The organism is Chryseobacterium sp. BIGb0232, from assembly GCF_024810195.1.
GTDB classification, from domain to species: Bacteria; Bacteroidota; Bacteroidia; order Flavobacteriales; family Weeksellaceae; genus Chryseobacterium; species Chryseobacterium pennae.
The window spans coordinates 150,112-172,199 of record NZ_JANUEH010000005.1 but is presented as its reverse complement, the minus strand read 5'-3'; the positions used below and the strand labels follow the sequence as shown (position 1 = coordinate 172,199).

At 35.0% G+C, this 22,088-nt stretch carries 18 protein-coding genes; 9 read left to right on the top strand and 9 right to left on the bottom strand.

Annotated elements, in window-relative coordinates:
* Nucleotides 1-372: 372 nt before the first annotated feature.
* Nucleotides 373-1,173 (bottom strand): DNA alkylation repair protein, encoded by an 801-nt coding sequence (locus M2372_RS14010; RefSeq protein ID WP_123320722.1) that lies wholly within the window; start codon nucleotides 1,171-1,173, stop codon nucleotides 373-375.
* Nucleotides 1,170-1,808, bottom strand: coding sequence for a peroxiredoxin-like family protein (locus M2372_RS14005; protein WP_123320723.1), 639 nt, complete (start codon nucleotides 1,806-1,808; stop codon nucleotides 1,170-1,172). Before M2372_RS14005 ends, M2372_RS14010 begins: the two co-directional genes overlap by 4 nt.
* A gap of 96 nt (nucleotides 1,809-1,904) precedes the next feature.
* Here M2372_RS14005 and M2372_RS14000 point away from each other — a divergent pair, with 96 nt between their 5' ends.
* The 4 genes from M2372_RS14000 to gap all read left to right on the top strand — a co-directional run bounded on the left by M2372_RS14000 (nucleotide 1,905) and on the right by gap (nucleotide 5,583).
* Nucleotides 1,905-2,279 (top strand): helix-turn-helix domain-containing protein, encoded by a 375-nt coding sequence (locus M2372_RS14000; protein ID WP_123320724.1) that lies wholly within the window; start codon nucleotides 1,905-1,907, stop codon nucleotides 2,277-2,279.
* Between the two features lie 314 nt (nucleotides 2,280-2,593).
* Nucleotides 2,594-3,472: a DUF4846 domain-containing protein gene (locus M2372_RS13995; protein ID WP_228455771.1), complete on the top strand. Its 879-nt coding sequence runs from the start codon at nucleotides 2,594-2,596 to the stop codon at nucleotides 3,470-3,472.
* A gap of 83 nt (nucleotides 3,473-3,555) precedes the next feature.
* Nucleotides 3,556-4,542, top strand: a complete 987-nt coding sequence (pfkA, locus tag M2372_RS13990; protein WP_115974004.1) for a 6-phosphofructokinase — start codon at nucleotides 3,556-3,558, stop codon at nucleotides 4,540-4,542.
* 33 nt (nucleotides 4,543-4,575) lie between these two features.
* Nucleotides 4,576-5,583, top strand: a complete 1,008-nt coding sequence (gene gap / locus M2372_RS13985; RefSeq protein WP_115974003.1) for a type I glyceraldehyde-3-phosphate dehydrogenase — start codon at nucleotides 4,576-4,578, stop codon at nucleotides 5,581-5,583.
* Between the two features lie 76 nt (nucleotides 5,584-5,659).
* Here gap and M2372_RS13980 read toward each other — a convergent pair whose 3' ends face one another.
* Entirely contained in the window at nucleotides 5,660-6,544 is an 885-nt protein-coding gene (locus M2372_RS13980; RefSeq protein WP_115973912.1) for a hypothetical protein, read from the bottom strand.
* A 184-nt stretch (nucleotides 6,545-6,728) separates the two neighbouring features.
* Between M2372_RS13980 and M2372_RS13975 the strand changes: the two genes are divergently transcribed.
* On the top strand, nucleotides 6,729-7,913 hold the full coding sequence (locus tag M2372_RS13975) for an oxygenase MpaB family protein (RefSeq protein WP_123320725.1): 1,185 nt from the start codon (nucleotides 6,729-6,731) through the stop codon (nucleotides 7,911-7,913).
* 67 nt (nucleotides 7,914-7,980) lie between these two features.
* Here M2372_RS13975 and M2372_RS13970 read toward each other — a convergent pair whose 3' ends face one another.
* Nucleotides 7,981-9,192, bottom strand: coding sequence for a hypothetical protein (locus M2372_RS13970; protein WP_123320726.1), 1,212 nt, complete (start codon nucleotides 9,190-9,192; stop codon nucleotides 7,981-7,983).
* 311 nt (nucleotides 9,193-9,503) lie between these two features.
* Here M2372_RS13970 and recA point away from each other — a divergent pair, with 311 nt between their 5' ends.
* Complete coding sequence (gene recA, locus M2372_RS13965) at nucleotides 9,504-10,505, top strand: recombinase RecA (RefSeq protein WP_115973915.1); 1,002 nt, start codon at nucleotides 9,504-9,506, stop codon at nucleotides 10,503-10,505.
* Between the two features lie 54 nt (nucleotides 10,506-10,559).
* Here the strand turns inward: recA and M2372_RS13960 are convergent, their stop codons facing one another.
* Both M2372_RS13960 and M2372_RS13955 read right to left on the bottom strand, forming a co-directional pair.
* Nucleotides 10,560-12,005 carry a hypothetical protein gene (locus tag M2372_RS13960; RefSeq protein WP_123320727.1) on the bottom strand — a complete coding sequence of 482 codons (1,446 nt, stop codon included), beginning with the start codon at nucleotides 12,003-12,005 and terminating at the stop codon, nucleotides 10,560-10,562.
* Between the two features lie 145 nt (nucleotides 12,006-12,150).
* Nucleotides 12,151-15,045, bottom strand: a complete 2,895-nt coding sequence (locus M2372_RS13955; protein ID WP_123320728.1) for a prolyl oligopeptidase family serine peptidase — start codon at nucleotides 15,043-15,045, stop codon at nucleotides 12,151-12,153.
* 153 nt (nucleotides 15,046-15,198) lie between these two features.
* Here M2372_RS13955 and htpG point away from each other — a divergent pair, with 153 nt between their 5' ends.
* Both htpG and M2372_RS13945 read left to right on the top strand, forming a co-directional pair.
* Nucleotides 15,199-17,091 carry a molecular chaperone HtpG gene (gene htpG / locus M2372_RS13950; RefSeq protein WP_123320729.1) on the top strand — a complete coding sequence of 631 codons (1,893 nt, stop codon included), beginning with the start codon at nucleotides 15,199-15,201 and terminating at the stop codon, nucleotides 17,089-17,091.
* A gap of 638 nt (nucleotides 17,092-17,729) precedes the next feature.
* Nucleotides 17,730-18,128, top strand: coding sequence for a helix-turn-helix transcriptional regulator (locus tag M2372_RS13945; protein WP_115973919.1), 399 nt, complete (start codon nucleotides 17,730-17,732; stop codon nucleotides 18,126-18,128).
* A 62-nt stretch (nucleotides 18,129-18,190) separates the two neighbouring features.
* Here M2372_RS13945 and M2372_RS13940 read toward each other — a convergent pair whose 3' ends face one another.
* Together M2372_RS13940 and M2372_RS13935 are read right to left on the bottom strand one after the other, a co-directional pair.
* Entirely contained in the window at nucleotides 18,191-19,693 is a 1,503-nt protein-coding gene (locus M2372_RS13940) for a T9SS type A sorting domain-containing protein (protein ID WP_123320730.1), read from the bottom strand.
* 91 nt (nucleotides 19,694-19,784) lie between these two features.
* Nucleotides 19,785-20,081, bottom strand: coding sequence for an MGMT family protein (locus M2372_RS13935; protein WP_115973921.1), 297 nt, complete (start codon nucleotides 20,079-20,081; stop codon nucleotides 19,785-19,787).
* Nucleotides 20,082-20,169: 88 nt separating this feature from the next.
* On the opposite strand from M2372_RS13935, the gene M2372_RS13930 reads away from it, so the two are divergent.
* The gene (locus M2372_RS13930) at nucleotides 20,170-20,316 is read left to right on the top strand and encodes a hypothetical protein (protein ID WP_167387032.1); all 147 of its coding nucleotides are present in this window, start codon (nucleotides 20,170-20,172) and stop codon (nucleotides 20,314-20,316) included.
* A 476-nt stretch (nucleotides 20,317-20,792) separates the two neighbouring features.
* Here the strand turns inward: M2372_RS13930 and M2372_RS13925 are convergent, their stop codons facing one another.
* Nucleotides 20,793-21,767 carry a deoxyhypusine synthase family protein gene (locus tag M2372_RS13925; protein ID WP_045500886.1) on the bottom strand — a complete coding sequence of 325 codons (975 nt, stop codon included), beginning with the start codon at nucleotides 21,765-21,767 and terminating at the stop codon, nucleotides 20,793-20,795.
* Nucleotides 21,768-22,088: the final 321 nt, after the last annotated feature.

Sequence of the window (22,088 nt, the reverse complement as noted above, 5' to 3'; positions counted from 1 at the left end):
TGGATAACTTTTTCAGCTTATCAATTAGAGTTATTGCTGAAAAACCCTTTCAACAGAACATTTTATAATCAATTGTATTTATGATAGATATATCAATATTTTTCTACAACCCCATATTGTGGATAACTTTTTTAACTACAGATTTATGCAGATGATTTTAATACAATTCATTTATTGATTTCCAAAATGCTTCAATCTGGTTTTCTCTCTTTCTACCCTTGTCAAGGTTTATAATCTTGACAAGGGTAGGTTAAAACTCAGCATCAAAAATCAATCGTCTTTTGATGTGATACTATAAAATTTAGCTGATAGTTTGATATGGAAAAAATCTGAGTATATTTTTAATTCAAATTATAACTTTTTGGATAACTTTCACTTACGGAGGGTACGCAGTGCTTTTTTAACAATATATTGAGTTTCTTTGGTATCACTTTTCCGAAGCCACTCATCACATATCTCCACTACAAATTCCGGTTGGGATTTGCTGGCGTCATTCAGCCAATTGCCGACACTATCCTGTACATATTTTGAAGGATCAGATTTTAATGATTCTAAGATTTCCAGTCCTAATCCGGGATTTTGTTTTAATTCATCGATATGCTCACACCACACTCCTCTTGGTCTTGTGGATTCACTGGCAAAGCGTCTGATATTTTCATTATCATGATTCGTCCATCCTGATAAGATTGACAAACTTTCTTCAAGGTTTTTCGAAATGTCCGGACGTACTGTCATCCAACAGATCTCTCTTACCCCAAAATGAGTGTCTGAGGCAAAGGATTTGATCTTTTCCAGCTTTTCTTCAATATTAAAAGCGTTATTTCGCCCAATGGTATAAGCTGCCCAGCATCGAACCAGATCCGCCTGGTGTGTGGATAACTTTGAAAGAAAATTTTCATCCCGGTTTTTGAGTGCAAGATCAAGGATTCCCAATCCAATAGCTTCATTGGTTGTATTGACTGTCTGCTTTTTCAACTGACCCACCTTTTCCAGAATCGGATTTAAATATTCTACTCTATTATTCTGTTCTAATAAATTTTTAAGTAAAAGTCTTTGGTCTACGGCCAGCCATTCTGTAAGATTAGCTGTTTCGATTTCACCTCTGTTCAACTGTAATAAAATATCAGCAGGAATATCTTTTATAGAGCGGGCTCCTTTTCTTTTTTCTGTCATAATGAATTTATTAATGCTTCCACATCTACTCGATTCATGTAATTTACGTCTAAAAATTTATACGTAACTACTCTATTCTCATTCACCACAAAAACAGCTGGAACCGGTAAAACATTATCATCATTTTTATTAAAATCAGAAAGATTTATTCCAAGATCTTTATAATAAGGAAGAACTAAATCCTGCAGTTGAAAAGCAATTCCAAGTTTTTTAGCAAAACTATTATCAAGATCAGTCAATACTTCAAACTCAAGATTATTTTTTTCCACCATACTAAGAGAGTGATCCGGACTTTGTGGAGAAACAGCAATTAAAGTAGCTCCTTTATCTTTTATTCTGGAAAGATGATCCTGTAAAAATTTTAACTCCAGATTACAGTAAGGACACCAGCTTCCTCTGTAAAAGGCTAAAATCATTTTCCCATCTTTTAGGATGTCTTCAGAGTTGATTATTTCCCCAAAAGCATTGGGCAATGAAAATTCCGGCATCTGATCTCCTATCTGAACGCTGTTTTCATTAATTTTTTTTGTCTTTAAATCCTCTATAGAGTTTCCAAATGCCTCCAGTATTTCCTGTGGAAGCTGCGAAGATAATTCCTGATTCAAATGTTCGATCTGTTTGGCCAGTGTATTCATTTTTCTAAATTTTATTATTTTTACAAAGGTCTAAAAGCCGCTATAAATAAGCAATAACGCATATTTTTCACCCATAGGGATAAAAAAGTCAATTTTATGGAAATAAAGGGAAGAGCTGAAGAAAATAAAATTTGTCCATTGGAAGTCGCCGTTAATACCATTAGTGGAAAATGGAAAATTCCCATCGTTTGGCAGATTAATGAGGGAAAGAAACGTCCCAGTGAATTTTTGCGTGGAATTGCGAAAGTAGACCGGAGGGTTCTTAATCAGCAGCTTACCGAAATGGTTGAGGATGGCATTCTGGCGAAGCAGTCTTTTAATGAGCTTCCTCCCAGAGTTGAATATACTCTGACTGAACTTGGGGAAAAGTTGGTTACCATTCTGTGGCAGTTGAATGATTGGGGAAAACTGTTGATTCCTGAAGGTGATAATGTGTTGGAAAACGCAAAGACGCAAGATTACTATGAATAGGCTGTATTATTAAGGCGCAAGGATTTTATCTATGATAAAATTGAATACTGCTGAATAATCACCACGGATGCACGAATAGTTTAATGTACACTTATCATCTATATTTCTATGTGATTAAAAAAGATTGAACCGCATAGAAACATAGATCTTAGAGCTATTTTATTTTAATATGAACATTCGTGCATACGTGGCTAAAAAAACCTTGTAAATCCTTTTGTTTCTTAGCACTTTCCAACAAAACCAAAGGTGGGCCAACTCACAGTTTCAAAATCTCACAAAAATTCTCATATTTGTAACCGAATCAAAAAAACACCGTGAAAAAAATTACATTAAGTTTCATCATTATTCTATTGGTCATAAGTTGCGGTAAAGAAAAGCCAGGTGACAGACTTTTGGAAGAACCCGATAAGAATGAACACCTCATCGCAGAAAATACCTCAAAAATCCATCAAGATAAAAATACCATCAAGGAAAGATTTTCTCCCCCCAAAGATTATCAGTGGCAGGAAGAAAAGCCTGATTCTTTTGGATATTTCATTGAAAATTTTAAACTGAAACCTTATGGAAGTCAGATTTTAAGATATGACGGTTCTCCTATTTCCACACAGCATCTTCATGAAGCTGTTTTTGATATTGATACCGGAAATAAAGATCTTCAACAATGTGCAGATGCAGTGATCCGCCTGAGAGCTGAATTTTTATACAAAATAAAAAAGACAGATGATATTAAGTTTCATTTTACCAGTGGCCATCTTCTCACTTGGAATGATTATAAAAACGGAACAAGAGCTTTCGTTAATGGTAATGCTGTAAGCTTCAGAAAAACGGCAGGATTTGATGATTCTTATCAGGGTTTCAGAGATTATCTGGACCTCATCTTCAATTATGCGGGAACTATTTCACTCAATAAGGAAACCCAACCGGTGTTAAAAAGCTCTGATTTAAAAACAGGAGATATTCTGATCACTCCCGGAAGTCCGGGACATGTGGTTTTTATTGCCGGAGTTTGCCAGAATAAGGAGGGTGAAAAATTATTTCTATTGAGTGAGGGATTCACACCCGCTCAATCTATACACCTGTTATCCAATCCTTTTCAGAAAAACATTTCGCCATGGTATGATCTTGATGTGAATGCTTCAGAGACTAAAACCGCGCGATATATTTTTAAACCGACAAACTTCAGAAGCTTTTAATTCTATATATTCAAAACTATTGAAAAGTTACTACGATTATCTGAACTTGTTTTTGTAAATTTGTGTTCGAAATTTTTTACTAGATGAAAGAGAGTGCTGTAAAAAAGATTGCAGTTCTTACTTCAGGAGGAGACTCTCCAGGTATGAATGCAGCATTAAGAGCGGTAGTAAGAACCGCTAATTACTATAATATTGAATGCTACGGAGTAAGGGAAGGCTACAATGGCCTTATCAGCAATGATTTCCTGAAAATGGGAGCCCGTTCCGTAAAAAATATAATCAACCAAGGTGGAACGATTCTAAAGTCTGCCAGATCTACTGAATTCAGAACCAAAGAAGGCCGTCAGAAGGCTTATGATAACTGCGTAAAGCTGGGTATTGAAGGATTGGTATGTATTGGTGGAGACGGAACTTTTACTGGTGCCAAGATCTTCAATGAGGAATTTGGAATCAGAGTAATCGGCATTCCAGGAACCATCGATAATGATATTTTCGGAACAGATAATACGATAGGATATGACACTGCGCTGAATACTGCGATGGAAGCGATTGACAAAATCCGTGATACAGCAACATCTCACAACAGAGTTTTCTTTGTAGAGGTAATGGGTCGTGATGCCGGCTTTATTGCTTTAAACAGTGGATTGGCAACAGGTGCTCTGGATATTCTTATTCCTGAGAAAAAAGACAGCACGGATGATCTTTTTGAGAAATTCAGAAAAGCTGAAAAAACAGGAAAGTCATCCAGCATCGTAGTGGTAGCTGAAGGTGAAAAACTGGCCAATGTTTATGAACTGGCAGAAAAAACAAAACAAATATTCCCTGATTATGACATTCGTGTAGCAGTGTTGGGACATATGCAAAGAGGAGGATCTCCTAGTTGTGCAGACAGAGTACTTGCCAGCAGATTGGGATATGGTGCCGTAGTAGGATTAATGGAGGGGCAAAGCAATGTAATGGCAGGAATGCGTTCCAATGATGTGGTGTATACACCTATTGAAGAAGCCATTAAAAAACATAACGAAATCAATAAAGATTTAATGTTGATTTCAGAAATTTTAGCAATCTAATTATTTTTATAAATCTAATAAAAACAAACTATTATGTCAACAATTAAAGTAGGTATCAACGGTTTTGGTAGAATTGGACGTCTTGTTTTCAGAGCAATGACTGAAAGAGACAACATTGAAGTTGTAGGAATCAATGACCTAATCAATGCAGAATACATGGCTTACATGTTAAAATATGACTCTGTACACGGTATTTTCCCAGGTGAAGTTTCTGTAGAAGGAAATGATCTTGTGGTAAACGGAAAAAAAATCAGAGTAACTGCTGAGAAAGATCCAAGTAACCTAAAGTGGGACGAAATTGGTGCAGATTACGTAGTTGAATCTACTGGTTTATTCCTTGATAAAGACAGTGCTGCAAAACACATTACTGCTGGTGCTAAGAAAGTAATCCTTTCTGCTCCTTCTAAAGATGATACTCCAATGTTCGTAATGGGAGTAAACCACAAGGAACTTACTGATGATATCAAAATTTTATCAAACGCTTCTTGTACTACAAACTGTTTAGCTCCTTTAGCTAAAGTAATCCACGATAATTTCGGAATCGTAGAAGGTTTAATGACTACTGTACACGCTACAACAGCTACTCAAAAAACTGTTGACGGTCCTTCAATGAAAGACTGGAGAGGTGGTAGAGCTGCTCTAAACAACATTATCCCTTCTTCTACAGGTGCTGCTAAAGCGGTAGGAAAAGTAATCCCTTCATTAAACGGAAAATTAACAGGTATGTCTTTCAGAGTACCAACTGTTGACGTTTCTGTAGTAGATTTAACAGTGAGAATTGAAAAAGCTGCTTCTTATGAAGAAATCTGTGCAGTAATTAAAGCTGCTTCTGAAGGTGAATTAAAAGGTATCCTAGGATATACTGAAGAGGCTGTAGTATCTCAGGACTTCGTAGGAGATAAGAGAACTTCTATCTTCGACAAAGATGCTGGTATCATGCTTTCTCCTAACTTTGTGAAACTTGTTTCTTGGTATGACAACGAAATGGGTTACTCTAACAAGTTAGTTGATATGCTTGTACACGCTGCTTCTTTATCATAAGTAATGAGCGATAAGCAATAAGTAATATAAAGCCTTCCCGATGGGAAGGCTTTTTTGTTCAGTCCTCACTATAAATTTATAAATTAAACAAAGAATAACCGATTGCAATTCCTATCCAGGGTTTTTTATTATAATTCCATTTTTCTGCCTCATCTCCTATTGCATAATCCCAACCCAAAAAACCTGCAAAATTTACTTTATTATAAGAATAGGCAATCCCCAATCCTATACTGGCTAACCCTTTTATTATTTTTCTATCATTAGGGAGAGGATCTACAGAAGCAGAGGTATTATTACTATTAAGCTCAACAACAGAAGAACCGACAAATGTACCTAATGTTAATTTATGATTATTTGTTACACTTCCAACCTTATCTCTATAAAAAAAGCTGGACATACCAAAAGAAATTCCCCCAAATAGATTGGCATTTAAGCTTGCTGAAGAAAATTCTTCTGAAACATTTGGTTGCTTAAACCTGTATTTTATTGGTACTGTAAATGCTGAAACTGTTCCTTCAATGAAATAAAGACTTAACTGATCCCGATTCTTAAGCTGATAGTAATAAATATTATCCTTTTCATCTTTTTTACAGCTATTTTTATTAGCTATAATTTTGTTATCATCAAACTTAACATATCCCCAAAAGCCACATTTAGCAATCTCACTTCTTTTAACAGTTAAAGTTTTATAAAAGGCTGTGTCAACTTTAATTTCTCTTGTTACAGTTTGCAATACACTATTAATTGAAATTTGTTCACTAATTTTAATCATGCTTTCAGGAACATAAATCTGTTTAATGGAATCTAACTCACCTTTACTCCATTTGTCAAACTTTACTGAAACATCCTTTTTTAATAAAATCTCACCTTTCGATGCCGGGATATGATACACCCTCTTAAAACTCTCTTGTGCTGAAACTACGACTCCTAAAAGTACTAGTAATAATAAATATTTTTTCATGGCTATTTTTTAACACAAATTTCAAAATTCAATGAACACAAGTAAATTACCCTTTTGTGGTATTTTTTAATAACTTAAAACAGATCAATTCCTCATTAAAAAATGATATTAACGATATTACTGACAAATCTCACTTAATAGTTTCGGTGTAAAACTTGTACTTTTATAGATAAAGGAATGAACAATGATACAGCCACGGTTTAAAGATGCACCTCATTTTAAAAACTTTTGGGAAAGTGGTAACGGAAAACTATTGATAGAGTTTTCCGGTGCTGAAGTGAGTTTTAAAGATTTTGAAAAATATGCTCCTTTCTTTTATCATGTGGACGAAACCGGAGATGATGTGGTAAAAGAGGTCTATTTTACTAAAAAATATCATGAAGCTTCCCGAGAAATTGAAGGGTATATCCGAAATGGTGTTTCAGAAAATGATGACGTTCCTGCAAGTGTAAAAAAACTATTTGCACAAACACAAAGAATTCCTGAGTGGCTTGATTATAATCTTTTAAAAAGCGGTGCCGAACTCTGTATGCGAAGTAACCTCGATTCTTTAATTTCTCTAAGAGATTACTGCCTGATCGGAGGGTATGATTATGCTTACCTCAACAAACCTCTCATTGTTACAGAAGCATTGAAAAAAGGAGCTGTGAAGCGTCTTTCAGAAACTTTGGATTTCTGGGTAAATGCTACCCGATATAATGCATTGGAAATTCATGCTAAAGGCTACGAGTTTGCTATCAAAACCCGCCTGATCCATTCCTACGCAAGACTTTCCATTAAAAAACATTATAAGGAATGGGATACAGAAAACTGGGGTGAACCTATTAATTCCTGGGATATGATGGCTACTTACATAGGATTCAGTCTGGTTTTTCTCCACAGTCTTCAAAAATTAGGAAATACGATCTCTCTTGAAGAAGAACAGGGTATTTTTCATCTGTGGAAGTACGTTGGATATCTACTGGGCATCCCTGAGCAGCTTCTTCCTGATGATAAAAAACAGGCTACAGAATATTTCTATTTATGGACTTCTATTCAGCCACCATCTGATAAAGATTCTGTTCTTTTGGCCCATTCATTATTGGATGAATCATTAGAAAATCCTATTTTAAAATTTGAACTCCAAAGAAAAAACCTGAGATACCTTCATATCTGCTGTACCTGGTTTCTGCTGGATGATGAAGTCTGCAAACGACTTCAGATCCCTGAAGTTTCCAACAAAATGCTGTTTCCAAAATCGAAAATACTCTTCAACAAAATCTATGATAGGCTTGTAAGTCGTGATTCAAGGATAAAAAGAGGAAATAAAGACCAAGTGAAGGTATTGAAAGACTATCTGAACATCACTAAAAATTCAAATTTCCATTAAAAACGGGTACCTATCCTCATCTAAAAATTAATATTCTCAATACAGTTGAAAACATGTAAGGTTACCTTTAGCTATTTTCTTTAATGCTATCTGAAGAAAGATTTTTTCTAGTGAAATTCCAGATCAGATACATGACCAATAAAATAAACCACACACCAATCACAGCACTGAAAAAGATCTCTCTGATGGAAGGATGAAGATAATTCGGCTTGTAGAACAAGCGATCAAGGGTTGCAAATTTATCCCTTAAGCCCTTTCTTTCGTAAGTATTTCGTATTGCATTCAAAGGTTCCTGCCGGTGATCCCGGTAATAAAAGACATCTTTAGTCAGATCTTTAGGAACAATCTCCGCTTCTACACCATATTTTTTAAAAAGGACATCCAGTTTCTGAAACGAGACAAGCAATGAATCCTGACTGTAGTTGTAAAGCAAATTGTACCTTTTGACTGCATTTTGATACTGTTGCTTCTGCTCAGGAATGCTATGTAATGGAAAAAACAAATATTTATTTTCCAGAAAAACACACATTTTATCATCATATTCGGGATATACCTCTATTCCTTGAAATAGAATTTCAGTACTGTCCCCTATCTCCTTTTTAGAAATAAATCTTCTTCCCAGCTCCTCGGCATTAAGCCCAAGAATGCCAAGTACCACTTTCGATCTATCGCTTAATTTCTTATCATCAGAACTCAGCATTCTCAGAGTATCAATACTATAATACCTCAATTCTGTCGAGGAATAATCTTTATTATTACCCGGTTCGTAGTACACCGTATCTCTTAGTTCAACCACAGGGTAAGGTTTGGGGTATAAAATATTTTTGGGATTAAACAGGTTCTCTGAACTATAGGAAGTATAGTTGTATAAAAAAGGCTGTAAGACATTGAGTAGTGTTTTATCTTTATTAAGATCCTTTTCGGGCAACACGGTTCTTAGTTTTGCATTGAAACCAAAACTATAACTGATGAAAAAGGTCAGGGACAAAAAGGACACTAATAGAAGTATACCACCCATTCTCAATTTTTGGGAAATACTATTACTTTTTTTGGGATGATTTATAAAGAGAAAAATAACAAAGAAAAACAAAAAAAGACCGGTTACGAAAACGTGAGAAATGGAAACATCATCGTAAAATTTAAACCTGTAAAATTCTGTGTTATCATAAATTTCCTGAAGACCTTTAAACTTTACATATCCATATATAAAGTAAGCCAGATGGATAACAGCTAATACAGCAAAAGATTTAATCAGGAATAATTTTAATTTTCTGTCCATAGCATGATCTTTAAAAGAATGTTTTAAGATAAGCTTTTTTTATAGTAAATAAATTGTAAAGACTATAACTCCTAGAAATCATTCGGTTCAATATAGCTTCCATCCTCACACTTCCTGTTTCCAACCGTAACTTTCTTATCTTAAATTTATGTTTTCAAGCCTCTTCAAGCTTGCATTCACATCTATCTCGTTATGAAGAACATCAGCCCTAAAATTTTATCATTTTTTAACTCTAAAAACCGGTTTCACAGAGAAATAATATTAGTTTTTGATTGGGAAATTATGTATTTTTGAGAAATTATTTAATAGAGATGAGTAACATTGATGATAAGAAGAAAGCACTCGCGTTAGTGCTTGACAAGCTAGATAAAACATACGGAAAGGGAACAGTAATGACTTTAGGTGATAGTGCTATAGACAGTACTATAGAAGTAATTCCTTCCGGATCTTTAGGATTAGATATCGCATTAGGTATAGGAGGATATCCAAAAGGAAGAATCATTGAAATATATGGACCTGAATCTTCAGGTAAAACAACATTAACCCTTCACGCAATTGCTGAAGCTCAAAAAGCTGGTGGTATTGCTGCATTCATTGATGCTGAGCATGCTTTCGACAGAACATATGCTGCAAAATTAGGAATCGATTTGGAAAACCTTATCATTTCTCAGCCGGATAACGGGGAACAGGCTTTAGAAATTGCTGATAACCTGATCCGTTCAGGAGCTATTGACATTGTTGTTATTGACTCTGTTGCGGCTCTTACTCCAAAAGCTGAGATTGAAGGGGAAATGGGAGATTCTAAAATGGGACTTCACGCAAGATTGATGTCTCAGGCATTAAGAAAACTTACAGCTACCATTTCAAGAACGAAATGTACTGTAATTTTCATCAACCAGTTAAGAGAAAAAATTGGTGTAATGTTTGGTAACCCTGAAACTACTACCGGAGGTAACGCTCTTAAATTCTATGCTTCTGTAAGAATTGATATCAGAAAAGCAAGCGCACCAATCAAAAATGGAGATGAAGCAATCGGAAGCCGTGTGAAAGTGAAGATTGTGAAAAACAAAGTCGCTCCACCTTTCAAACAGGCAGAATTCGATATTATGTATGGTGAAGGAGTTTCTAAAGTAGGAGAAATTCTTGATACTGCTGTTGATATGGGAATTGTGAAGAAAAGTGGTTCTTGGTTCAGTTATGAAGAATCTAAACTAGGCCAAGGGCGTGATGCTGTAAAAGATGTCTTAAAAGACAATCCTGAACTTGCCGAGGAATTGGAGAACAAGATCAAAGAAGAGTTGAAAAACAAATAGTAAATAAAAAACGGTCTGAATTTTTTCAGACCGTTTTTATTTTATAGATATTTCTTATCCAGTAATTTTTCCCTGTAACTGCATTGCTCCTGCAACCTGCATTCCTACTGTAAGCGTTTCAAATCTCATATTTTCTTTGTTCACAAAAGCATCAACTGTGAAGAAGTCTTCCATTTCCGGATTGGTAATCAGTCTTAATTTCAGCATATATCCTTTTACACTTCCATCCTCCAATACTTCAGTTTCTTTAATGTCGAGTACCTTACCAATAAAATCAATACATCCATAATCTGGAAGGTCCTGACTTGGCTTGTATGCAGTAAACTCTTCATCAGTCTTTGTACCGTCCGGTAAATCAAAACTCTCATGAAGATCTAAAACGAAAACAATCCCACTGATCGTAACATTTAATTTATTTTGTGTAAAATATTTATTTTTGTTTTCTGCATAATCTGTAGGAAAGAACCAAAGTCCAAAAGTATCTCTCGCAACTCCACCTACAATAGCTTCATTATGATCCACATTTTCCCATTCACGAATTTCTTTTGTTTCAAAATCAAGAGAGAAATTAGTTTTTACTTCCGGATAAATACCATTAAAATCATCTGAAATAATCGTTCTGAACTTTATATCTCCAAATTCTGTATGCTTAGCCTTTTCCTCTGCATCAATCTCATCTACTCTGCATAAAGCCATGGTTTCCATTAAATATTGAGCAAATTTCTCCTGAGTCTGGAAATTCTGAAACCCAAAAATTCCACCCCACATATTCGCTAGAGAATGAACATTCGATTTCTTCAGAATAATTCCTGCTTCATTTGTACTTTCAGGACTTTTAATTTCATACTTGTTTGTGAAGTAATCTTTACCATCCACCAACTGAGTATTCATAATCTCATTATTTTCTTCATGAGAGAATCCTGCAAAACCTTTAAACGTGACATTTTCATTCTCAAAAACATAAGGTAATGCAATTTTACCTTCTTCAGAATCATTAAAGTGATATGATAATGTAATTGCTTTAAGATCTTCGGGATTCATAGCCAAAGCATGATTTCCATCATCATTAAACTGAGAATGGTATAGAACAGCATATGACTTTATCTTCCCTTCTTTCAGTTCTCTTTCAAACTTCTCTTTCATGTTACTAAGCACCACCTGTGGTGAAAGCCCATAAGTAGGATCTGTAACCATATAAGCAAATCCCTCTACTTCGCCATTTTCTTTTTCAAATGCTGAAATTGGGGCAAAATCTCCTCTCAGTTGAAGTGCAATAGAATACACGATATAATCACTATAAATCTTGACTTTTTCATATAATTCATTTACCTTTTTCTCTTCTACAGCGTGTGACTGCACTGGCATTTCCGGAATGGTCTCTACTATTTCCTCTACTTTCTCTTCTGCTATTTTCTCCTCTGGCATTTCTTGCTGCTGAACCGGAGTACTGACATTTTCCTGTCTGTTATTTTTCTTCTTAAAAAAATCAAAGATTCCCATATTGTTGTTAAAATTGGCGGTAAATATAATAAAAGCTCACAATAGGCCCATCATAAAAAAATGCCATTGTGTCAGTTTATCCTTGTTTTTTTTTGAGAAATTTTAAAATAAATTCGGCGGAGCCAAAGGCTCCGCCGAATTTATTTTAATTAGGTTTATCATCTGTTAAGTCAAATCCCCAATCTTTTCCTTTTTGGGTAGCCGGAACTCCTTTTGTCATCCAAACCGGAGCCTTAGCACCTTTGAGATAGTAATCAAAAAACTGCTGTTCACGAATTTGAATATCTTTTCTGTTCTGACGTTTGATAAGGTTGTGATCGTCACCATTATAATTCAGAAGCCATACTGGTTTTCCAAGGCGGCGTAACGCGGTAAACATTTCAATTCCCTGATACCATGGCACTGCTCCATCTTTATCATTGCTCATAATAACTACCGGAGTTTTTACTTTATCGATAGTAAAAAGCGGTGAATTTTTAATATAAAGATCCGGAGCTTCCCATAAGTTCTTTCCTAATCTACTTTGCGATTTTTCATATTGAAACTGTCTGTTCATTCCCGTACTCCATCGGATTCCTCCGTAGGCGGAAGTCATGTTGACAACAGGAGCTCCACTCCACGCCGCTGCATACATATCAGTATGAGCAATCAGATAAGCTACCTGATAACCGCCCCAGCTTTGTCCCTGAATTCCTATTTTAGTACCATCTACCCAAGTATTTTGCTTCAGCTTTTCAACCCCGGAATTAATATATTCCATTGCAGATTCTCCGGGAAGGCCATCTGTATACGAAATATCAGGTGTGAAAACCAAATATCCATTACTCACAAAATAAGAAATATTTAACCTTGAAGGTGTTGGAGACGGAGCTACATAACGGTTCAGATTATCAGAAAGTTTTTCATAGAAATAGACAATCATAGGGTATTTTTTATTCGGATCAAAATTTTCCGGTTTAAATAAGACTCCCGTAGACGTATTTCCCTTTGGGGTAGTCCAATGTACCAATTCATCAGTTCCCCAATTATAAAGCTTCTGCTGTAGATTGGTATCGCTTAGCTTTTGTTGTTTTGATATGTCTGATGTTGTAAAAATATTCGGAGAATCTGTATATGATTCTTTTACTAAAATATATTCTTCTGCATTCTTCGCTTTTTGAAGACTTCTGTATCCCCATACATCTTCCATTTGAATTTTTACAGGATCAGCATTCGACTGAATAGAGGTTTTAAAAATCCCATTAGCTTTAGATGTATTATCAAATGCTGATAAGTAAATAGAAGACTTTCGGTTTAAGCTTTTAATATCCTTATCTAAATCATAAGTATCAAATGTTATTTTATTTTTACGCCCAAATCCATTGGTAATATTTCTTGGCTTTTTCGAACCATTCAGGAAAAACTCCCAAAGATCATAACGGTCTTTAATAATCACAGATTCATCATTATCCGTCCATGACGCAATACCATAAGAGTATGGAAAGTCTGGCATATCAAACTCTTCATCCACAAAAGAAACCGGTAATCCTGTACTCAGTGGAAGTGTTTGTTTGGTTTTAACATTATAGCTCAACCATCTCCCTTTTTCTCTGTCAAAAATGACAACAAATTTTCCCAGTGGAGATACAGCCACTGAACCGTCCAAATTTTTAATAATTTCGGTTCTGTCTCCTGTTTTATTATCGATAAGGAAATATGTTTTCTTTGTTGAACCTTCCCATTGTGAAGAGATACGGTTGTTTAAACTGGTAACTCCTAGTGCAAATTCAGCATTTCCTTGGTTTACTACTCTTAAAGTATCTAAATCTTCACCATCAATGTTTCTGAAGAAATCCGGTTTCTCCGTTTGCATTACTGCTGCATAAGATTTTTTCAGATCATTTTTCAATTCCTTTAGCTGTACGGTTTGCAAATAATCATCTCTGTAATTCCAGATATCTACCACTGCGTGATCATTGGCAATCATCGCAGTATCTTTTGCAATAGGTTTGGGAGCAACCCCGAAATACAGCTGCTTTCCATTTTTACTGAATAAAGGCAAACGGTTTTCAGAAATTACCCAATCTTTTTTCATTTGCCCACTTTCATGGGTTATCTGCTCCTTTTTATTTCCTTTAAAATTAAAATAATACAGATTATACAGCTTCACCAGATCATTCTGTGCAGAAGAAGTTCCCACAAATGCCAGCTGGCTCCCTTCTTCATCAAAAGATAACTGTGAAAAATCACCTTCCATTTCTGAAATTTTAGTAACTGCTCCTTTCTGCAGATCTACTACCTGTACGGTTTCAAGTGCATATTTCTTTGGTTTTGATTTGTCAGTATCCTTTTTATCTGAAGATTTTTCATCTGCTGAATCCTTTCCCTCTTTTTTATCCTTTTTTTCGTCCGGTTTCTTCGTTATAAAAGCGAGTTGCCTCCCATTTTTACTGAACTCATAGCGAATCACATTATCATAAGTTGTACTCTTCCCATCCAAAAGATTACGAACCACTAACTGCAATGGCTTTACATTTTTATCTTCCTCTTTATTTTCCTCTCCATCTTCTTTATCAGAAGCATCATTAGAAGATTTATCTTTGGTATCTTCCAGAAGGTATGCAATATATGAACCTGCCTTTTCCGGGATTTTAAATGTTTTTACATTAGGAATTTTCTCTGTCTGACCACTCAAAATATCAACAATCGCAAGACTGTCTTTTGTTAACTTATTCTTTTTAAGCTTCTTATCTTTTACCGCTTTTATATCTTTATACAACGGGCGGATTTGAAAAACGGCAAACCTCGAATCATTCGTAAAATCCACCTTTGTTCCTCTGGCAAAATTTTTTGAAGTTTTATTTTTAACTGAATATAAAAAAAGGTTAGAATTTCCTTCCTGAACATCCACAGAATAGGCCACCCATTTTCCGTCATTCGAGATTTTTCTCGAGCCAATATTCTGCCAACTGTCGTACACAGAATGGTCTAATGGCTTTTTCTGTCCATACAGGCAACAGGCCATCATGAACAGAATAAAAACTGTACATTTCATCTTCATTTTTAAAAATTTTTAAGGACTAAAAGTATGATATTTCTTTGACAAATCCACAATATTCCTCATTTCCACCCATCAAAAGAATGTCATTCTGTCACTTTCTGCTTCATGGTATTTTTTTTGAGAAATATTTGAAAATTAAAAATCTAAAATATTATGACGAAAGGAAATATTAATGTATCGGTGGAAAACATTTTCCCACTTATTAAAAAGTTTCTTTACAGTGACCACGAAATATTCTTAAGAGAGCTGATTTCCAATGCTACGGACGCTACTTTAAAGCTAAAGCATTTAACAAGTATAGGTGAAGCAAAGGTAGAATACGGAAATCCTAAACTTGAGGTTAAAATTGATAAAGAGCAAAAAACCTTACGTATCATCGACCAGGGTATCGGTATGACCAGTGAGGAGGTTGAAAAATACATCAATCAGGTAGCTTTTTCAGGAGCTGAAGAGTTTTTGGAAAAATATAAAGATAGTGCAAAGGATTCAGGAATTATCGGACACTTCGGACTTGGGTTCTACTCTGCTTTCATGGTGGCTGAAAAAGTGGAAATCCTTACCAAATCTTACAAAGATGAACCTGCAGTAAGATGGATCTGCGACGGAAGTCCTGAATTTACTCTTGAAGAAACGACTGATAAAACAGAAAGAGGAACGGAAATTATTCTTTACATCGCAGAAGACTCTGTAGAGTTTTTAGAAGAAGGAAAAATCCGTGAACTGTTATTAAAGTATAACAAATTCATGCCTGTTCCTATTAAATTCGGAACAAAAACACATACGCTTCCTTTACCGGAAGACGCTCCGGAAGATGCCATTGCAGAAACTGAGGAAGTAGATAATATTATCAATAATCCTACTCCAGCATGGACGATTGCTCCAAGTGATCTTACCAACGAGGATTATATGAAGTTCTATCACGAACTATATCCAATGCAGTTCGAAGAACCTTTATTCCACATTCACCTGAATGTAGATTATCCTTTCAACCTTACAGGAGTTTTATTCTTCCCTAAATTAAGCAACAATTTAAATATTGATAAGGATAAAATCCAGTTATACCAAAACCAGGTATTCGTTACGGATGAGGTAAAAGGTATCGTTCCGGATTTCCTAATGCTTTTAAGAGGAGTAATTGATTCTCCGGATATCCCATTGAACGTATCCCGTTCTTATCTTCAGGCAGACGGTGCTGTAAAGAAAATTTCTTCTTACATCACGAAAAAAGTAGCAGATAAAATGGCTTCTTTAATCAATGAAAACCGTGAAGACTATGAACAAAAATGGAATGACATTAAAGTAGTCATCGAATACGGAGTGGTTACAGAAGAGAAATTTGCTGAAAAAGCAGATAAATTCACATTATACCCAACAACAGACGGAAAATACTTCCTTTGGAATGAATTGGTAGATAAAATCAAGCCTACTCAAACGGATAAGGATAACAAGCTTGTAATTCTATATGCAACCAATGCCGATGAGCAACACAGTTATATCCAATCTGCAAAAGATAAAGGATATGAAGTCCTGTTATTAGACTCTCCAATCACTTCCCACGTGATCCAGAAGCTGGAAACTACAAAAGAAAATATTTCATTCGCAAGAGTAGATGCAGATCACATCAATAATCTTATCAAGAAAGATGAACCTGTTATTTCAAAACTAAACGAAACTGAAAAAGAATCTTTGAAAAAGAATGTAGAAGAAGCGATCCATGATTCTAAATTCACTGTTCAGTTAGAGGATCTTGACAGCAGCGATGCTCCATTCACCATTACTCAACCTGAATTCATGAGAAGAATGAAAGAAATGCAGGCAACAGGTGGTGGCGGTATGTTTGGAATGGGTGGTTTCCCGGAAATGTACAACCTTGTTGTGAATTCCAACAGTGAACTTTCTAATCAGATCTTGAAAACTGAGAATACTGAAGAGAAAGAAAGCCTGATTAAATACGCTTTAGATCTTGCTAAGTTATCTCAAAATCTACTGAAAGGAAAAGACCTTACAGATTTTATACAGAGAAGCTATAAGCAACTTGAAAAATAAATTACAGAAGACTGTTTCGAATGAGACAGTCTTTTTTTTGCATTAAATGTTGGAAACGCCAAGGCGCAATTTTTTTTATTAATGCATGATGTTTTAAGGCGCAGGGATTTTATCTACTATAAAATTGTAGACCGATGAATATTGCCACGAATGCACGAATAATTTTAATTACACTTATAACTTATGCGCCGATGTAATAAAAGATTTTAAACAATATAAGGAAATAAAATTATCATACTTTATATGAGCTTCAATAAAAAATTCGTGCATTCGTGGCTAAAAATAAGTGTTATTCTTGCCGAAAATCTTTGAGCTTCTTGCCCCTTACATATACACAATCCTGATAAAACCTTTGTGTCTTAGCGTTTTCCAACATTACAGAATGATTAATCATTTATTTTTTTGAAACTAAAGCCTTTAATCCCTTACCCCAACAGTCACAAAAGATTTTCTGCTGATGTATACTTTTATGCGGCATTATTGTTGAACTTACTTAAGTAAACTAAAGTGTTTAATCATAAAGCTTTTGTGCCTTTTGTAGTTCATCTTCACTCCCTAGTGAAAATTTATCGGCTCTTTTTTCAGTTTTCTATTGTATACATTGTGCTTTTTCGCCATTTTTGTATAAAATGTCGGTCATGCAAAAAGAAAAATTACGTCTTATCAGAAAGCAAAAAGGCTATACTCAGCAGCAGATAGCTGATTTTATCGCTACAGATGTATCCAACTATAGCAGAAAAGAAAGTGGTGATGTAAAAATTATTCCTGATGAGTGGAACAAAATTGCCCGTTTTTTAGATGTTCCTTTAGAAGATATTTATGAAGAAGAGACAGCTGCTATAGTTGTTAATAATGATCATCCTGTATTTAATGACCAATCTGCAGGTGCGATTAATACTCAGCATCAATATAATAATATCCCGGGATCAATTGTTGAAAACCTTCAAGAATATATTGCTTTATTAAAAGAAGAAAATGCAAGACTGAAAGAGGAATTAAAAGGTCCTCAAACTCCTTCAACAAGAGCAAAGAAGTAATCGAAATTTAAATTCGCATATAAAGTAAAAGAATCCAGCGGCAAAGCCGCTGGATTCTTTTATTATTCCTTAATAATTTTATAGATTTTTATTCCTTCAGAAGTCTGTAATTTAAAGACATAAATTCCTTTTGTAAAAGATGAAATATCAATTTTCTTTTCTTTTGATCTTTTTAGAAACTGTCCAGTTGAAGTAAAGATTTCTATATTTTCTATTTTTGTATTGGTTTCAATGTTTATAAAATTAGAAGTTGGATTTGGATAAATATTTGCCTGCTTACTTCCAATTTCATGGGTTGATAAAACAGCTTCCGGATATAATTTAAAAATCCAACCATCCTCCCATTCTGTATTTTTTCCTGAGCCTACCAAATCTCCATTCACAGATCGTGTACTCCCTGCAACAACGATACTTCCGTCAGTATTCTGTACAAAATTCATAGCCTCATCATAAAAGGACCCTCCCCAGCATCTCTTCCATAGAATATTTCCTAATCGGTCAAACTTCACTAACCAAATATCAGATGCACCATGATACCCACTTTCATATACCGTTTTATTACCATTCCATACAACTCCTAATGTAATATAATTGTTATCTGTAGATTTTATAATTTTGCCCATATTATAATATTCTGCATACTCACTTCCAATCTTTTTCTGCCACATAATATTGCCATCAAAATCAGTTTTGAAAATCCAAAAATCATTATCAGCATCAGTTGCAATACCAGCTAAATCTCCATCCATAGAGCCTGTTTGTCCCCAAAATACATAACCGTCAACATCTTTAACAAAATCAGTAGCAGACTCCCATCCAGAGCCACCATACGTTTTTTGAGACAGTAAATTTCCTGAAGAGTCTAACTTGAGTATCCATATATCCTGCCCTCCATGATTATTAGTAATTGTTCCATCATTAGATCTTGTATCAGCAAAAATGATATAATTATTGTCTGGAGTTGTGCCTATTCTGGCTCCCACCTCATCAGCAGTACCTCCATATGTCTTAGACCACACCAAATCCCCACTTAAAGTAATTTTGTTAACTCTGATATCTGAAAAACCACCATTTAATATTCCTCCAAGCAAAATATATCCGTCTGCAACAGGTAGTATATCATAAAGCCCTTCTCCAAAATAAAACTTTTTCCAAATAAAATTTCCAGTCCCATCCATTTTGAAAACCCACATCTTTTCAGAGTCATAATGACCAGACATATCACCATCTGTAGATTTTGTAGTACCAATAATCATAAAATTACCATCAGCTAACTTTATAATTTTTCTACCGTAGTCTACACTGGATCCACCAATAGTTTTACTCCAGACAGGGTTTCCATTTGCATCGATCTTATTAATTACACAATCATAATTAGATCCGGGTACTGTATTTGTTTGTCCTATTGAAATATATCCACCATCAGAAGTTTGGGTAATATCATTGGTTCGAGTATGGAATCCTATTGTTGCTGTTACTTTTTGCCATTCCATAGTTGGAGCTGTTTGGGCATATAAAAGACAACACTTTACAGTGATTAAGAGTAATAGTAGAGTTTTTTTCATGGTTTTGTTATAAAATATTTAAATAATATATTTCTTCGCAAAGTTAACCAGATATACTATTAAAGCAAATCCAATAATCACTTTGTGATGGTTACAATTCCACCATAGGATCCCAAAACAGTTTTTTAAACCCTTTTATCCTTAAGTTTTCCACAGTAATTCCTTCCGCTTCTAGCTTCTTCTGGAACTCCGGGACAGATAAGGTTCCTGAGCTGGAAATGACGCGGTGAGCAGGAACATCTTCAGGACAACCACCCATTGCTTTTCCTACATGACGGGAATGATTAGGATACCCTACCGCTTTTGCTATAGCACCATAGGTAGAAACCCTTCCTTTTGGAATAAGCTTCGCTACTTCGTATACCTGTTGTTTGAAAATTTCGTCCATATCTAAAGTCTTGGGAAAAGAATTTTGAGTTTTTGCATCATTTTTGAACTCTTACAACCTCAATGATGTTTCATTAAAAGATAAAGATATGAAAAAATCATTTTTCCATTTACTGAATGTAATTAATAAAAAGGTTCTTCCGAAGCTCAGTAATAAGGATCCGAACAAGCTGACAAAAGTTGAAAAAGGAATTCTGGCATATCGTTATTTCGTGCTGGTTAATTCTTTGGATTAATCTTATTTCTCTCAGATTTTCACAGATTTTGATTAGAATAAATTTATTGACTCGCAGATTTGGCGGATAACTCAAATGTTTATTTTTATATTAACTCTGAGTTTGTTGGAAATCGCTAAGATGCAAGTTTTTTTACCTGCATAATGCTTTAAGGCGCAAGGATTTTATCTCTGATAAAATTGTATACTACTGAATGATTGCCACAAATGCACGAATAATTTAAATTACACTTATAATCTATGTGCCTATGTGATTTAAAAAGATTGAACCACATAGGCACATAGAATATCATACTTCATATATTTGTGCATTCGTGGCAAAAAATTTTGTGGTTTTGTAGTTTCTAACCATTAAAAAAGAATCTGCGTTATCTGCAAAATCTGCGAGCGCAAAAAAAAGAGTATCAGAAGCCCAAATAAAAAAGCGCTTCAAAAGATTGAAGCGCTAAATATTGTAATCTCGTAAAGAGTTATTAATTAAGCATTCTCTAGAATATAAGAGAACATCAATGGTGCACAGATTGTTGCATCACTTTCAACGATAAACTTCGGTGTAGTGATATCTAATTTACCCCAAGTGATTTTTTCATTTGGAACAGCTCCTGAATAAGAACCGTAAGATGTTGTAGAATCAGAGATCTGACAGAAATAAGACCAGAAAGGAATGTCATGCATTTCCATATCCTGGTATAGCATTGGTACTACACAGATAGGGAAATCTCCTGCGATACCACCACCAATCTGGAAGAAACCAACTCCTTTTCCAGCTGAGTTTTTAGTATACCAGTCAGCAAGATAAGTCATATATTCAATACCTGATTTCATTGTAGTAGCCTTAAGCTCTCCTTTGATGCAGTAAGAAGCGAAGATGTTACCCATTGTAGAATCTTCCCATCCCGGAACTACGATTGGTAAGTTTGCTTCTGCAGCAGCAATCATCCATGAGTTTTCTCTAGGAATTTCATAATACTGCTCCAATACCCCTGAAAGGATCATTTTGTACATGAATTCGTGAGGGAAATATCTTTCTCCTTTAGCTTCAGCATCTTTCCAGATCTCTACGATATGTTTTTGTAGTCTTCTGAAAGCTTCTTCTTCAGGAATACAAGTATCTGTAACTCTGTTCAAACCTCTTTCTAAAAGATCCCACTCATCCTGAGCAGTTAAATCTCTGTAATGAGGAACTCTTTCATAGTGAGAGTGTGCTACAAGGTTCATTAGATCTTCTTCAAGATTGGCACCTGTACAAGAGATAAAATCTACTTTCCCCTGACGGATCATTTCAGCAAGAATCTTTCCTAATTCAGCAGTAGACATTGCTCCAGCTAAAGTAATCATCATTTTTCCGCCATCTTTAAGATGTGCAACATATCCTTTAGAAGCATCCACCAATGCAGCTGCGTTGAAGTGCAGGTAATACTTTTCTATGAATTCAGTTATCGGTTTGCTCATTTTTTTAATTTTTGCAAAGATAAAACTTAAAAACGGAATGCAGCCCAAGCACTTGAAGAAAGTCTCATACCAAGATGCTTTTTTATCATTTGTTAAATAATCAGACTCAAAATTGCATTAGGACATATTTTGTTGGATAAACGCAAAGGCGCCAGAAGAGCAAAGATCTTCAGCAAGAATAACACTTATTTTTAGCCACGAATGCGCGAATTTCTTTTATGAATGCTCTTTATATGAAAATCAGATAACTCCTTATCTTCTCTAAAATCTATGTGCCTATTTGTTTTAAAATCTTTCACCACATAGTTACAAGCATAATTA